We start from the raw sequence: 14,238 nt of genomic DNA on the forward strand, positions 1-14,238 counted from the left end.
TAGAATACTATGCAATTATCAAAAGCCGAAGAACAGTTGATGAAATACCTCTGGAGACAAGAGAAAGCCTTTATGAAAGATCTATTAGAAGCTTATCCAGAGCCTAAACCCGCAACGACTACCATAGCCACATTGTTAAAAAGAATGGCAGATAAAGGATTTATCGCATACAATGTTTATGGTAAATCGAGAGAATACTATCCGTTAGTTAAAAAGACAGATTATTTTTCAAAACATGTAAACGGATTGATTAAGAACTTCTTTAATAATTCTGCGTCACAATTTGCTTCATTTTTTACATCAGAAACAAATTTAACAGAGATAGAGTTAGAAGAATTAAGAGCTATTGTAGATCAAGAACTTCAAAAGAAAAAGAAATGATACCATATCTCATAAAATCAACAATATGCATAGCTGTATTTTTAGGATTCTATAAGCTATTTCTAGAAAAAGAAAACATGCATAAAATCAAAAGGTTTTACTTACTAGGAAGTTTGATTTTTGCAGGAATAATACCTCTTATAACTTTAACATATACAAAAATAGTAGAGATTCCAGTAACAGCACAAGAGGTAAGTCAGCAAATAACACAAGATAACCCTTTAATAACACAAACAGTAATAAATGAAACACCATATTGGCACTATATATTATGGGGTATTTATGGAATAGGAGTGGTCGTGTTTTTATTTCGTTTTCTGTTGAATTTAAGGCGAATAAAAAATGAAGTTGATGCTAATGAGAAGGAAATTAAACCTTCACATACAAGAGTATTGTTATCAAAACCAATAGTACCGCACTCATTTTGGAATTACATTTTTATACCCAAAAAGGCATATAAAACCCAACAAATACCAGAAGAAGTCCTATTGCATGAGCAAGCACATGTAAAACAAAAACATACATTAGATATCGTATTACTTGAATTATTACAAATTATATTCTGGTTTAATCCTCTTTGGTACTTGATGAAAAAAGCGGTAAAACTCAATCATGAATTTCTCGCAGATCAAGAAGTTTTAGCACAAAAAATAGAAGTAAAGAAATATCAAAAATTACTTATAGAATATCCACAAGATTTTAATTATACAGCATTATCGAGTGCAGTTAATTATTCATTAACAAAAAAACGTTTATATATGATGACAACACACTTTTCAAAAAAACGCACTGCTATAAAATTAGCAATGTTAATACCAGTGATTGGCTTTAGCGCATTAGCGTTTAATCATGGTATAGAAGCCAAAGAAGAATTCGTTTTCTTAAAAGAAAATATAGCAATAGAAGAACTAGATCAAGAAAAAAGAGCACATCAAATTATGATCTATGTTAAAGGAGAAAAAGAAATCTTTATTAATGGAAAATTAGCCAAAGGAAATATTACAAAGCTGCTTAAAAAAGAAGCTGAAGTATATAGAAAAAAAGGAATAAAAAATGTAAAAGCTATAGTCTATGGCGAAAATGGTATAGATCATAAAAAAGCAGAAAAAACAGTAGCGACATACCTTAAAAAAGCTAATGTAGAATTATTACAATATAATGATTTAAGTACTGCACAAGTTGCAAGTTTACCAGATACACCACCACCGCCGCCACCAGTTCCAGCTCAAGATCTTAAAGGAGATCTTGCACCGCCACCACCTCCAGCGCCTACTTTAAGAGATGTACTTACAGGAAAGGTAAGAGTAGTAAGAGATGGAGAAGAAATTCATGTAAAAGAAACTCGATTACACAAAGAACATCGTCATGAAGCACCAGAAGAAGCTGCTATAGAAACTGTAGAAGAAGTAGAAATTGTAGAAGATATAGCACCTATCGAAGAACATTATGAGATAGTAGAAATCGAAGAAGAACTAATTGAAGAAGCTATTGCAGATGCAGAAGCAGCAGCTCATAGAGCAGTAGAAGAAGCTATGCTGGTAAAAGAAAGACTTCATATCACTGAAGAACAAGCGAGAATTATAGCAGAAAGAGCTCAAGTTAAGGCTGAAGAAAGTGCTAGGAGAGCACTAGAGAGAGCAGAAGTTGCAAGAGTAAGAGCAGAAGAAAGGAGAGAAATAGCTGTTGAAAGAGCGAGAGAACACCAAATAAGAGCACATGAGCAAGCAGAAAGAACTAGGGCACATCGAGTAAAAGCTCACGAACAAGCAGAAAGAGCCAGAATGATTGCTAGAGAAGAAATGGAAAAACAACGTGAGGTGATGAGAAAAGTGAGAGAAGAAATGCGAGAAGATCGAGAGCGTATACATAGAAAATATGAAAAAGAAAGAGAAGCGTTGCAAAAAGAACGAATGAAAGAAATGAAAAGAACTATGAAGAAAATGGAAAAGAAGGCACGTAGAGTAGAAAGAAAAGCAGAAAAGGAAGCCGAAAAAATGATGAAAGAGATAGAAGAACAAATGAAAAATAAGCATTAATTAGCAACGATAAAATATAGTACAAAAAGAAAACCTATAATAGACAAATGTTTGTTATAGGTTTTTGAATTTCATGTAGAGAATAAAAAGTAATAGTGTTTCTTAAAGAGAAAAAAATAATGTAACAAAAAAGAAAAGCTTACGTTTTATAAATACTAAAGGGAATAAAAACAAGGGAGAACATGCTTAAACGATTTTTTATATTATGCTCTGGAGCAGATAAAGAACTTATTGCTCAAAGCTCAAATGGAGAACAAAATAAATATGCAGGAATAGGAGGAACTATATTCTTTACTGCTATGATGGCAACTATAGCAGCATCATATGCGCTATATACAGTATTTGATAATTATTATACGGCAATTTTTTTCGGACTTATTTGGGGATTATTGATTTTTAACTTAGATCGTTTTATAGTAGCAACGATAAAGAAAAAAGATCAGCGATATAAAGAGGTATTGCAAGCATTACCAAGATTGGTTTTAGCAGTAATTATAGCAATTGTAATTTCTAAACCACTTGAGTTAAAAATATTTGAAAAAGAGATCGATAGAGTCTTATTAGAAGAGAAGAACGATTATACATTAGCGAATAAAGAACAAATAGCAACGCAATATTCACCAGAACTTACTACCATAGATAGTGGGATTTCAAATCTTAAAAAAGAAATTCAGGAAAAAGAAACCGAAGTTAATGCACTATACCTAACTTATATCGCAGAAGCTGAAGGAACATCTGGAACAAAAAAGTTAGGAAAAGGACCAGTATATAAAGAAAAAAGAGAAAAACACGATGCTGCACAAGCAGAATTAATGGCTTTAAAAAAAATAAATACAGAAAAAATAGCATTATTAGAAAAAGAGAAATTGGCATTAACTGAGCGATTTGAAGAACAGCTTAGTACCTCTCAACCTATCATAGATAACTTTGATGGTTTAATGGCAAGGATTAATGCATTAGACAAATTACCGTGGTTGCCATCCTTTTTTATTTTCTTATTATTCTTAGCCATAGAAACAGCTCCAATTTTATCAAAACTAATGTCTCCTAAAGGAGAATATGATTATCGATTAGAAACTCAAGAGGAGGAAATAAAAAGTTGGACAAAGCAACAAAAAACACAAAGAGATATAGTTGTAGAAACCGATCATATCATAAATGATAAAGTATATCAAGATATGGCCGAAGAGGAAGAATTGTATGCTTATAAAAAGAAAGTCGCTAGAGAATTAATGCAAAAGCAACAAGACGCATTTTATAAAAGGCAAACAGATATTTTATAAAAATAGAAGAAACAATAAAGCTGCACGAATATAAGTGCAGCTTTACTGTTATGGTTTATAATATAAGATTAAAAATACGCTATTTTACTTCGACAGAAGTAAATTTAAATGTACCTCCATCAAATAACCCTTTGTCACTTAACTTTAAAGCAGGAATGACCAGAAGCGCCATAAAAGATAAAGTCATATAAGGAGCACGTAGTTTGCTTCCCATTGTTTTAGCCATAGTATCTAATTGCGCATACGCTTCACCAATAATAGCCCCAGGTTGATCGCTCATTATACCTGCTACAGGTAATGCAACAACTTTTTCTTCATGAGCATTGACAGCACAGATCCCGCCTTTATTTTCTATTAACAAATTAACAGCGCGACAAATAGTTTCATCAGTTGTTCCTACAGCAATGATATTGTGAGAATCATGCCCTACAGACGATGCAATAGCACCTTCTTTAAGACCGAAATTTTTAATGAAAGCAATAGAAGGATCCTGATTTTCATAACGATTAACAACAGTCATTTTAAGAACATCATTATCAACGTTAGAAACCAGGTTACCATCAATAATCAAACTATCAGTTTCAATTTCGTTAGTAACTAATTCTCCATCTAGAGCTTCAATTACACGAATGCGCTCTGCGGCAGAATGAAATTCAAAATCAGAGACTACCTTTTTATCCGTATTAAAATTATTTAAGCACTCAAAAGGAACCGAATCAATTTTTGATATACCTTTTTCTGCAACTAATTCCCCATTGATGTATGTAGCTAAACATTTAAAATTCACTAAATCTTCTAAAATGATAAAATCTGCAGGATCACCATTTTGTAATAAACCCACATCAAGATTATAATGTTGTACAGGGTTTATACAAGCTGCTAGAAGTACCTTAAAGATGTCAATACCTTTAGCAACAGCTCTTGCACATAACTTATTAATATGATCGATCAATAAATCATCAGGATGTTTATCATCAGAACAAAACATCATGTTTTCATAATGATCTGGTAAAAGATCGATAAGAGCTTCAAAATTTTTGGCAGCACTACCTTCTCTTATGATAACTTTCATTCCTTTTTGTAACTTTTCTAAAGCTTCATCATATGTAAAACATTCATGATCTGTAGACATACCAGCAGCAATATAGGTAGTGATATCATCACCACGTAATCCAGGTGCATGCCCATCTATAGGTTTATTATAATGTTTTGCCCATTCAATTTTTTTCATGACTTCTTCATCCTTAAAGAGAACTCCAGGATAATTCATCATTTCGGCAAGATATTTAATATCAGGATTAGCTAATAAAGCTTTAATATCATTAGAATTAATGATAGCCCCAGCACTTTCAAATGATGTAGCAGGAACACAAGAAGGAGCTCCAAAATTAAACTTAAAAGGAACTTTCTTACCATTATCAATCATAAATTCGACACCAGGAACCCCTAAGACATTAGCTATTTCATGAGGATCAGAAACAGTAGCAACTGTACCGTGTAAAACTGCGAGTTTCGCAAATTCAGAAGGTACAAGCATTGAACTTTCTATATGAATATGAGCATCGACAAAACCGGGTAAAATATATTGTTGTATGTCATGTTCTTTCGGAATAATAGAAGTGATGATTCCGTTAATAACAGTCACTTCTCCACTATAGATATTCTTATTTTGAATATCGACAATTTGACCTTGTATTTTCATAAGGTAAAATTAAGGAGAAATAGGATAAAAAAAGAGGTTATTGTTAACAATAACCTCAAAAAATAAGAAAGAATATTTTTTAAATATTGTAATAACCTCCATGACCATCACAAACACCAGGACAATGAGAAGGCCCACAATCAGTGCCTCTAGGGGCAGTACGACATACAACATCACAAGAACGTGGTATTAATACAGGTACACCTCCCATAAATTCTTTTTGATCATTTTTTGATAATTCTTGAACACCAGATACATTTAGAATGTTTTTTAACATAATTGAAAATTTTAGATTTGTATGATTGTTAATTAATTGTTTATGAGGTTTCAAGATAGTGAAAGTAGTATTAAACCGTATATGGTAAAAACATACATTTTTTATTGTAAATACGTTGTTTATTGAAGCTGGAAGAATTCTATTGAAAAGTGAAGTAAAAAATAATAGAGGAAGAGAAAAAAAAGAGTTGTATAATAAATGATTTTGATAAATAAATTCTTTTGAAGAATGTGTATTTTATAAAATAAAAAAGATCTAAATATTAAATGTATTAATATAGAAAGAAGTCCAATAGGTAAAATGATAAAAAGAAAGAACAAAAGTAAAATTGCAGGAAAAGAACTTGGACCGGGCAAAAACATATAATCTAATTGATGATGAAAAAATAATGACTACTTCTTTATATTTGAAGAAGCAGTCATTATTTAATGATTAAAATAGGATATTAATTTTTTAGCCAATTTTCTAGAGTATTCATGATTTTTTGTTGATCAGCTTCAGGAAAATCTTTAATTCGTGTACTATGAGAACCTTTAGGTAAGACCATCATTAAAGCATCAAGATGAGGTTGAGGAGAAGGTCTACATGAAGCCCAAGTGTCGTATTCACCATAAATATATAGAATTTGATTACCTTTTTGCTCAGCATAATTACGAACCTTTTTGATATAGTTAGGATTATAAGTAAGGTCAACACCTTTTGGCGCAAAACGTAAATTAGAACTACTTTTTACAGCTTTTAGTAAATCTTTTACAGGAGTAAAATCAAATCCATAATAACCTAATTCTCGAGCATGTTGATAAAAAGAAGGAAGATAGCGATGATATGATGCATCACTATAAAAACTAATACCTACTACCTTATTTATATAATCAAATAAAACTTTTGGAGTAGCAGAAGCTTCTGGTATTTCTTCACATTTTTCACCCCATTGCCAGAATGAAAAAGAGAATTCTAAAGCAGCATATTCTAGTGCTTCTTCCATAGAAACTTCTGTAAAAGACAATTGTTTTTCGGTAACATGTTTTTTGATCTCAGATAATAGTGCAATTCTGTTCTCTAATAAAGCACGTTGAAAAGCCTTTATCTTATCACGACATTCTTGAGTTCCTACAGTATTGATATGGGTGGTTGTTCTCGGATCTTCTTGAGTATTAATTAATGGGGCTACATAAGGCACAGCGATATCAATATCTTTTGGATATTTTGATTTATAAATAAGGACAGTTTCACCACCCTTACTAATACCTGTAGAAATAAACTTTCCAGAATAAAGTAACTTTAATTTTTTGATGATTTGATGATAATCTTCGATAGCTTGATCATTAGTTAAATAGTTCCAAGGAATAGGAGTCGGACGTGATTTTCCATAAAAACGATATTCAACCTGTACTTGATTAGCCGATAATCTAGAGCTTAATTCATACGTTTGAGGTCGAGCGCTATAACCTTCGGTAATAAAAACAGTAGGTTTTTGATAACCACTATGAGAAATATAGATATAATGATCAAAATGACCAGCTTTTGGATTATGATGATCTAAAGGTTGTGAAAGTATTACTTGGTAAGAATCAGTAAAGTGATCTTTGATTGTTATCTCACTAATTTTAGCATTAGGAAATAAAGTTGATAATTGTTGTTTAAAAGATAAACCTTCAAACTGAATTCTTTTTGAAGCACAAGAAGAGAAAACTAAAAAAATAAATAAGAGTGATAATGAGGATATAGATTTCATAAAATCGCAAGCATAAAATTAATAAGGGAATATCTGAAAAATTGAGAAATAGGGAAAGCTTAATGTGATATAAAATTATCCATATGTAATATGATTTTATTTAAATGAGATTAAAATCGGTTTAAAAAAAGCAAAACTTATATTTTTATAAAGAAAAGGCGATAATATTTTCTCGTATTAGCGATAAACATTATTACCATTAAAAAGAGATAATATAATTATGGAACCGATTATACAGATAAGTGATACCTTTATAAATGAACATACAGATTTTAATGAATTGGTAACAGTAATTAAAGAAGGGTTTCTTTCTAAAGAATTACAAATACCCATGAGACATCATCATGACTTTGCAAATCCAGAAGTTGATGCAGATTCTACTTTATTGTTAATGCCAGCATGGAATCCTAGTAAAGATGCAGGAGTAAAAATAGTAACTGTGAGTCCAGAAAATGGAAGGTTTGATTTACCATCGATACAAGGAACGTATATCTATTTAGACGCTACCAAAGGATCTATAAAAGCTATACTAGAAGCAAAAGCGTTAACTGCAAAACGAACTGCAGCAACATCAGCATTGGCTTCGAGTTATTTATCAAGAACAGATGCATCATCCTTATTAATGATAGGTACAGGAGCATTATCTATTAATCTTATTTTAGCACATACGGCAGTAAGACCGATTACAGAAGTGTATGTTTGGGGACGTAATATAGAGAAAGCACAAGTGATTTGTGACCAATTATCTAAAGAGAAATTTACTATAAAAGCTGTAACAGCAATAGAAAAAGTGATAAGTAAAGTAGATATTATCTCATGTGCAACATTATCTAAAACACCATTGATATTAGGTGAATATCTTACAAAAGGACAACATATAGATTTAGTAGGAGCATACAAGAAAGATATGAGAGAAGCAGATAACGGTACAGTGCAAAAAGCAAATGTGTATCTAGATACATATCAAGGAGGATTAAAAGAAAGTGGCGATATAGTAATACCAATTCAAGAAGGAGTATTAAAAGAAGAAGACATTAAAGCTGATCTATTTGAATTGTGTGAAGGAAAAAAAGAAGGAAGAATAGACGACGATCAAATTACAATGTTTAAATCAGTAGGGCACGCTCTTGAAGATCTGGCTGCGGCAACGTATTATTATAAAAAACATGAAACTTTAGTAACAGCATAAAGATTACTAAGAATAAAAGTAAAACTATGACGACGACAACACAATTAAATACATATCAACGAATATTAGAAAACACAGATTTTAATATACCAAAAGATTGGTTGCAAATCAAAACTATTGATATGCATACAGGAGGGGAACCATTAAGAGTAATCGTAGATGGTTTTCCAGAGTTAAAAGGGAATTCTGTACTAGAGTATCGTAGATATTGTAAAGAAAATTATGATTATTTACGTACAGCATTGATGTTTGAACCCAGAGGACATGCAGATATGTATGGTTGTATTTTGTTACCACCTAATGATGAAGAAGGAGATTTTGGAATCATTTTTTTACATAATGAAGGATATAGTACTATGTGCGGGCATGCTATAATTGCAATTTCGACTTTAGCTGTAGAAATGAATTGGATTACAGTACAAGAAGGTGATAATATTTTAAAGATAGACGCTCCTTGTGGAAGAATAACTTCATATACTAATGTGAAAAATGGGAAAGTAACTGGAGTTCGTTTTCATTGTGTACCAAGTTTTGTAGTAGGATTAGATCGAAATGTAGAAGTAGAAGGCTTAGGAACAGTAACCTATGATTTGGCTTATGGAGGTGCTTTTTATGCATACGTAAATATGGATAAAAATAATTTTGATTTTGATCTTACACCAAATTCATATCGTTCGATAATAGCAAAAGGAATGGATATAAAGCATGCCGTAATGCAGGCAGATAAAGAAATATTACATCCTTATGAAGAAGATCTAAGTTTTTTATACGGGACAATTTTTATAGGTGATGCAGTGACTAATCCAGTAGATAGCCGTAATGTTTGTGTTTTTGCCGAAGGGGAAGTAGACCGTTGCCCTACAGGATCGGGAGTATCAGGGAGAGTAGCAATTCATCGTGCTAGAAAAGAAGTTGATTTTGGAGAAACATTTACAGTAGAAAGTATTACAGGATCAGTTTTTAAAGGTTCATTAGTAACCGAAGAAGATTTTGGACCATTTAAAGCAGTAATCCCTCAAGTTGAAGGAACAGCACATATAACAGGAATGCAAACCTTTGTAATTGATCCGGATGATCCAATGAAAGATGGATTTATTTTAAGATAGAAAAAAGAAAAGAGCAACTAAGACTTTTTTAGTTGCTCTTTGGTTTTATAAAACTCGTATATCCTTAAGAAGCTTGCGTTTGGGCTTCTTGAATAATATTAAGACCACTTATAATTAAGTGTCGTATGTTTGGTTTAGCAACTTTTAAGGCTTCAAGATGATTTAATACTTGTTGAGTAAAAGCGAGATCAAGATCATAAACTAATTCATAAATTTCTAGAGCTAATAGCCAATCTTCTTGATGAGTGCCTTTTAAAATATCAAATACGCCTTCGAGAGAAAAAGTACTGTTTTTACCTTCTCTAATATTTCGTACTGCAGCATAAAGATCATTTAACTCCTGTTGTTCAGGAGTAAGTGTTACTTTGATAGTAGTAGAAGAAGGAATATGGTTAACCAAATCAAAAGAAGTATCATCAGCTGGACCAGAGAAAGCAGAAACTATATGCTTACCTACAGCTAGATCAAAAGTACCCCATTCTGGTTTGAAAAGATATTCGTCTTTATATTTGATAGTACAATCTTCAAAGCGAATAATAATTAATTCACCTTTAATATTACGCATTCCAGTAACATTTAATCCTTCTACAGTAATACCACTTTCAAATTCGAAAGCAATACGTTTACCATCATAAAAGTTATATGCTTTAAGATCTCTAGGAGACATATTTTCAATCGCGAGATTGATACCTTTTAATTTACCAAGAGGAGAACCAAAACCATCTGGATGAGTAGCTATACCGTGACCAGTAATTTCTTTTTCTCTATAAGATAAAGCAGTAGGACCTGTCGTTTGAAAATAAATAACCTCGTTATCTTCATTCTTGATCATACGAGTAAAAACTCCAGAAATCTGTAATCCGGTACTCAATTCAATAGTACCTAGATTTTCTGATTCGACAAGTTTTGCTAACCCTTTATGACCTCCAGTACGCAGAGCCATAGTATTTGCAAACTCTTCAAGTACTTGAGAAAGATATGCAAAATCTGGTGTTACATAAAGTTGAGGTTGAGGTTTGGTAATATCAAAATCTTGATACGCAGCCTCTGGAGAATACGGTAATTTCTTTACATTATCTGTCATACACCACTCGCTTTCGCCTATAGAAGAAAGTAAACCTGCACCATAGATTTTTGGATCTTCGACACTACCTATAAGACCATATTCTACAGTCCACCAATGAAGGTTACGTATTAATGACATCTCAGAAAATTCTTGAGGTTCATTTTGTAAACGTTCAACCTCAGCTTCAGCCTCAGCTATTTCTTCAGGAGTAGAGGTAGGTGCTTCTTTTAAGATAGAGAGAAGGCGTACCGCTTCATACATTTCATAATCTTTTTTAGACGAAATAGCTTTACTACCTATTTTACCAAAACGTCTTAAGTATTCAGCATAATCAGGATTAGCAATAATAGGAGCATGACCAGCACCTTCATGAATGATATCAGGAGCAGGAGTATATTCTATATTTTCGAGCTGCCTAATATCCGATGCGATAACTAAAATATTATAAGCTTGAAATTCCATAAAAGCATTAGGTGGGATAAACCCATCCACTGCTACGGCAGCCCATCCTATTTTTTGTAAAATACGATTCATACCATACATACTAGGGATGTGATCTATAGAAATCCCTGTTTGTTCCAATCCATTAAGATAAGACTCATGGGCAACTTTACTCAACCAAACAATGTTTTTACGCATGACATAACGCCATACAGCTTGATTAATAGGAGTGTAATCCTCATAGTTTTGAGGTTTGATATATTGCTTTAAATGATCAGGTAATTTATCTATTAAAGGATTAGTAACGATCGTATCAGACATGAGTTAAATAGGATAAAATATAAAAGGCGAAAAATAAGAGTTTTATTTAAATTATAACCTAAAGAATGTACTACAAAACTGTTAAAAAAGTGATATAAAGAAATTGATAAAATGTAAGAAAAGAGCTTTTTTAGTAAAACGCTAACATTTATTATCAGTATTTCCTTGTACATTGTAAGAGATAAAAAAACAATATAAAATCAAATCAATTATGATTACAAAAATTTCAAAACTAGAAGGAGTTAAAACATTAGCAAAAACAACACAAAAAGAAATTAAAGGAGGATTCGTTTTTGAAGAAGTATGTGGGCCAGAAGATCTAGCTTGTATAGGATTTGATATCCTTAAATGTGTAGATGGTCGATGGAGATGTGTAGCAAATCCTAACGATCCAAATAATCCACAAGAATCTTAATTCGATAATAATCTTTTATTAAGAATAAAATCAAAAGACTATGATGTTTAATCATGGTCTTTTGATTTTTTAACTAGATATGTGTTAAAAAATTATCTATAAATCATGTTATTTATTAGTTTTGTAGATTAGTTCATTAAAATCTTAATAATTATGAAAATAAAACTATTACTATTATTACTACTAGTTACTTTTGGTATTCAAGCCCAAATAACGAATGAGGGAGAACCAAAAAGTTGGTCATTAGCAGCGAAAAAAAATACACAGCCGATAATGATGCCAGAATTTAATCTAGAAGAAGTACAAAAAGAAGATGAAATTAATGATTTAGACGAATCTAAACCATGGAGATTTGGATATGAATATAAAGTAGATCTAGGTTTAAACAATTCAGGAGTATGGGATGAGTTATCTAATGGAGATAGAATATGGAGAATAAATATTATCTCTAAGGGAGCAAAAACAATGAATTTTGTTTTTGATAAATATCAAGTTCCAACTGGGGCTACAGTATACTTATATAATAATGACAGAAGTGATTTGTTAGGAGCATATACTAATGTAATGAATAATGAAGATGAAATGCTAGGAACATGGATGGTTGAAGGTGAAAATGTATGGATAGAGTATCATGAACCAGCTAAAGTAAAAGGACAAGGGAAATTAAATTTAACTAGAGTGGTGCACGGATATAGATCAATAACAGATGCTGAAGTACAACAAAAAGCTTTGAATAGTTCTGGGAGTTGTAATTTAGATGTAGATTGTTCAATAGGAAGTGATTTTGATCCATTAAAAGAACGATTAAAGCATTCAGTTGCTTTTATTATTATGCAAGGATTTGTATGTACAGGAACTTTAGTTAACAATACAAATAATGATAAAACACCTTATTTTTTAACAGCTAACCATTGTAATGCTGGAGCTGAGTCAACATGGTCATTTAGATTTAATTGGATTAGTCCGAATCCATCTTGTGCTACTACAGCTAATAGTACAGATGCAACCGTTAATCAAACAACAAGTGGAGCAACTAGATTAGCAACTAATTCTAATACTGATGTTAGATTATTACAATTAAACAGCATAGATGATTCTTGGGATTTAGAATGGGCTGGATGGGATAGAACAGATGATTTTCCATCATACGTAGTAGGTATACATCACCCATCTGCAGACATCATGAAAGTATGTAGAGACGATTCAGCTGTAATAAAAAGAACAAATACAATAAGTGGGTCTTCAGCAGAGACGTGGGAGATCACAAGTACTGGAGATGGATGGGAATTAGGTGTAACTGAAGGAGGATCTTCTGGTTCAGCATTATTTAATGAAAATGGGCATGTAATTGGGCAATTATATGGAGGAGCAGCAGCTTGTGCTGGAACAGTAGATAATGATGCTAGAGATTTTTACGGAAGATTTGCACTTTCATGGAACGAAAATAATTTTGCAACATGGTTAGATCCAGCAGGAACAGGGCAAACAACTTTAGATATGTTAACACAAACATTAAGTGTAGAAGATAGAGTTTTAGCAGATAATATACAGTTGTATCCAAATCCATCTAATGGAAGGTTAAATATTAATAATACTTCTGGTAATAAAATAATTTATACAGTGTATAGTATTTTAGGACAAGAAATTAATAAAGGAGAATTAGCTTTCGGTAATGAAGAAATTGATCTGTCTTCACATAGAAACGGAATGTATTTTGTATCATTAGAAGATACAACTACAGGAGGAAAGATTACAGAAAAAATATTATTGAATAAATAATAATACTCAAAACAGCAATAAAAAAGAGCCTTCTAATTTTTAGAAGGCTCTTTTTTATTAGTTTATTTTTTTTCCAATTATAGCTAAAACGCCATCATTTTTATATAATAATAATTTGCCAGATTGTATTTCTTTGGTAGTAATAGTATTTAAAGTATTCAAAAATAGTTGTTCATATTTCATATCACTAGGACAAAACTTTTTAGTAGTGGTTTGCTGAGAAAAAGAAATATTTTTTTTATCCGAAGAATATTTTGAAGAATAAGAATTGCATGAGGCATTACCACTTGCGATATGTTCTATATCATTAAAAGAAATAGTGATTTTTTTGCTAGTTACATCTTCATTTAATAAAGAAATAACCTGATAAGAACCGTTTAAACTGTTTTCAGATGTAATTGTTGATTTTTGTGTACTTGTACAACTTAAAATGCAGCATAAAAGCAGAGAATAATAAAACTTCATGATTTTGAAAATTAAAATTTAAATCAAAGATAAGACAGTATA

At 31.6% G+C, this 14,238-nt stretch carries 12 protein-coding genes; 7 read left to right on the forward strand and 5 right to left on the reverse strand.

What is annotated here, in order from left to right; translation table 11 throughout:
* The first annotated feature begins 9 nt into the window (after positions 1-9).
* The 3 genes from ACYEKI_RS17300 to ACYEKI_RS17310 all read left to right on the forward strand — a co-directional run bounded on the left by ACYEKI_RS17300 (position 10) and on the right by ACYEKI_RS17310 (position 3,700).
* A complete protein-coding gene (locus ACYEKI_RS17300) occupies positions 10-381 on the forward strand; it encodes a BlaI/MecI/CopY family transcriptional regulator (RefSeq protein WP_459212464.1) in 372 nt (123 codons plus the stop codon).
* Complete coding sequence (locus ACYEKI_RS17305; RefSeq protein ID WP_459212465.1) at positions 378-2,417, forward strand: M56 family metallopeptidase; 2,040 nt, start codon at positions 378-380, stop codon at positions 2,415-2,417. Before ACYEKI_RS17300 ends, ACYEKI_RS17305 begins: the two co-directional genes overlap by 4 nt.
* A 182-nt stretch (positions 2,418-2,599) precedes the next feature.
* The gene (locus ACYEKI_RS17310) at positions 2,600-3,700 is read left to right on the forward strand and encodes a DUF4407 domain-containing protein (RefSeq protein ID WP_459212466.1); all 1,101 of its coding nucleotides are present in this window, start codon (positions 2,600-2,602) and stop codon (positions 3,698-3,700) included.
* A gap of 79 nt (positions 3,701-3,779) precedes the next feature.
* Here the strand turns inward: ACYEKI_RS17310 and ade are convergent, their stop codons facing one another.
* The 3 genes from ade to ACYEKI_RS17325 all read right to left on the reverse strand — a co-directional run bounded on the left by ade (position 3,780) and on the right by ACYEKI_RS17325 (position 7,414).
* Positions 3,780-5,402: an adenine deaminase gene (gene ade, locus ACYEKI_RS17315; protein ID WP_459212467.1), complete on the reverse strand. Its 1,623-nt coding sequence runs from the start codon at positions 5,400-5,402 to the stop codon at positions 3,780-3,782.
* A gap of 79 nt (positions 5,403-5,481) precedes the next feature.
* Entirely contained in the window at positions 5,482-5,679 is a 198-nt protein-coding gene (locus ACYEKI_RS17320; RefSeq protein WP_459212468.1) for a hypothetical protein, read from the reverse strand.
* Between the two features lie 445 nt (positions 5,680-6,124).
* Positions 6,125-7,414 (reverse strand): S28 family serine protease, encoded by a 1,290-nt coding sequence (locus tag ACYEKI_RS17325; protein WP_459212469.1) that lies wholly within the window; start codon positions 7,412-7,414, stop codon positions 6,125-6,127.
* 220 nt (positions 7,415-7,634) lie between these two features.
* Between ACYEKI_RS17325 and lhpI the strand changes: the two genes are divergently transcribed.
* The gene (gene lhpI / locus ACYEKI_RS17330; RefSeq protein WP_459212470.1) at positions 7,635-8,603 is read left to right on the forward strand and encodes a bifunctional Delta(1)-pyrroline-2-carboxylate/Delta(1)-piperideine-2-carboxylate reductase; all 969 of its coding nucleotides are present in this window, start codon (positions 7,635-7,637) and stop codon (positions 8,601-8,603) included.
* A gap of 26 nt (positions 8,604-8,629) precedes the next feature.
* Positions 8,630-9,709, forward strand: a complete 1,080-nt coding sequence (locus ACYEKI_RS17335) for a proline racemase family protein (RefSeq protein ID WP_459212471.1) — start codon at positions 8,630-8,632, stop codon at positions 9,707-9,709.
* 64 nt (positions 9,710-9,773) lie between these two features.
* Here the strand turns inward: ACYEKI_RS17335 and ACYEKI_RS17340 are convergent, their stop codons facing one another.
* Entirely contained in the window at positions 9,774-11,537 is a 1,764-nt protein-coding gene (locus ACYEKI_RS17340) for an aromatic amino acid hydroxylase (protein ID WP_459212472.1), read from the reverse strand.
* Between the two features lie 211 nt (positions 11,538-11,748).
* On the opposite strand from ACYEKI_RS17340, the gene ACYEKI_RS17345 reads away from it, so the two are divergent.
* Together ACYEKI_RS17345 and ACYEKI_RS17350 are read left to right on the forward strand one after the other, a co-directional pair.
* Positions 11,749-11,952 carry a hypothetical protein gene (locus ACYEKI_RS17345; RefSeq protein ID WP_459212473.1) on the forward strand — a complete coding sequence of 68 codons (204 nt, stop codon included), beginning with the start codon at positions 11,749-11,751 and terminating at the stop codon, positions 11,950-11,952.
* 153 nt (positions 11,953-12,105) lie between these two features.
* Positions 12,106-13,731, forward strand: coding sequence for a T9SS type A sorting domain-containing protein (locus ACYEKI_RS17350; RefSeq protein WP_459212474.1), 1,626 nt, complete (start codon positions 12,106-12,108; stop codon positions 13,729-13,731).
* Positions 13,732-13,788: 57 nt separating this feature from the next.
* Here ACYEKI_RS17350 and ACYEKI_RS17355 read toward each other — a convergent pair whose 3' ends face one another.
* The gene (locus ACYEKI_RS17355; protein WP_459212475.1) at positions 13,789-14,196 is read right to left on the reverse strand and encodes an META domain-containing protein; all 408 of its coding nucleotides are present in this window, start codon (positions 14,194-14,196) and stop codon (positions 13,789-13,791) included.
* Positions 14,197-14,238 lie beyond the last annotated feature (42 nt).

Origin of the sequence: Aquimarina rhabdastrellae, from assembly GCA_947387485.1 — a bacterium.
Lineage (GTDB): Bacteria > Bacteroidota > Bacteroidia > Flavobacteriales > Flavobacteriaceae > Aquimarina.

Coding starts and splice junctions, on each gene's coding strand:
- ACYEKI_RS17300 (WP_459212464.1), top strand. CDS start 10: ATGCAATTATCAAAAGCCGAAGAACAGTTGATGAAATACCTCTGGAGA.
- ACYEKI_RS17305 (WP_459212465.1), top strand. CDS start 378: ATGATACCATATCTCATAAAATCAACAATATGCATAGCTGTATTTTTA.
- ACYEKI_RS17310 (WP_459212466.1), top strand. CDS start 2,600: ATGCTTAAACGATTTTTTATATTATGCTCTGGAGCAGATAAAGAACTT.
- ade (WP_459212467.1), bottom strand. CDS start 5,402: ATGAAAATACAAGGTCAAATTGTCGATATTCAAAATAAGAATATCTAT.
- ACYEKI_RS17320 (WP_459212468.1), bottom strand. CDS start 5,679: ATGTTAAAAAACATTCTAAATGTATCTGGTGTTCAAGAATTATCAAAA.
- ACYEKI_RS17325 (WP_459212469.1), bottom strand. CDS start 7,414: ATGAAATCTATATCCTCATTATCACTCTTATTTATTTTTTTAGTTTTC.
- lhpI (WP_459212470.1), top strand. CDS start 7,635: ATGGAACCGATTATACAGATAAGTGATACCTTTATAAATGAACATACA.
- ACYEKI_RS17335 (WP_459212471.1), top strand. CDS start 8,630: ATGACGACGACAACACAATTAAATACATATCAACGAATATTAGAAAAC.
- ACYEKI_RS17340 (WP_459212472.1), bottom strand. CDS start 11,537: ATGTCTGATACGATCGTTACTAATCCTTTAATAGATAAATTACCTGAT.
- ACYEKI_RS17345 (WP_459212473.1), top strand. CDS start 11,749: ATGATTACAAAAATTTCAAAACTAGAAGGAGTTAAAACATTAGCAAAA.
- ACYEKI_RS17350 (WP_459212474.1), top strand. CDS start 12,106: ATGAAAATAAAACTATTACTATTATTACTACTAGTTACTTTTGGTATT.
- ACYEKI_RS17355 (WP_459212475.1), bottom strand. CDS start 14,196: ATGAAGTTTTATTATTCTCTGCTTTTATGCTGCATTTTAAGTTGTACA.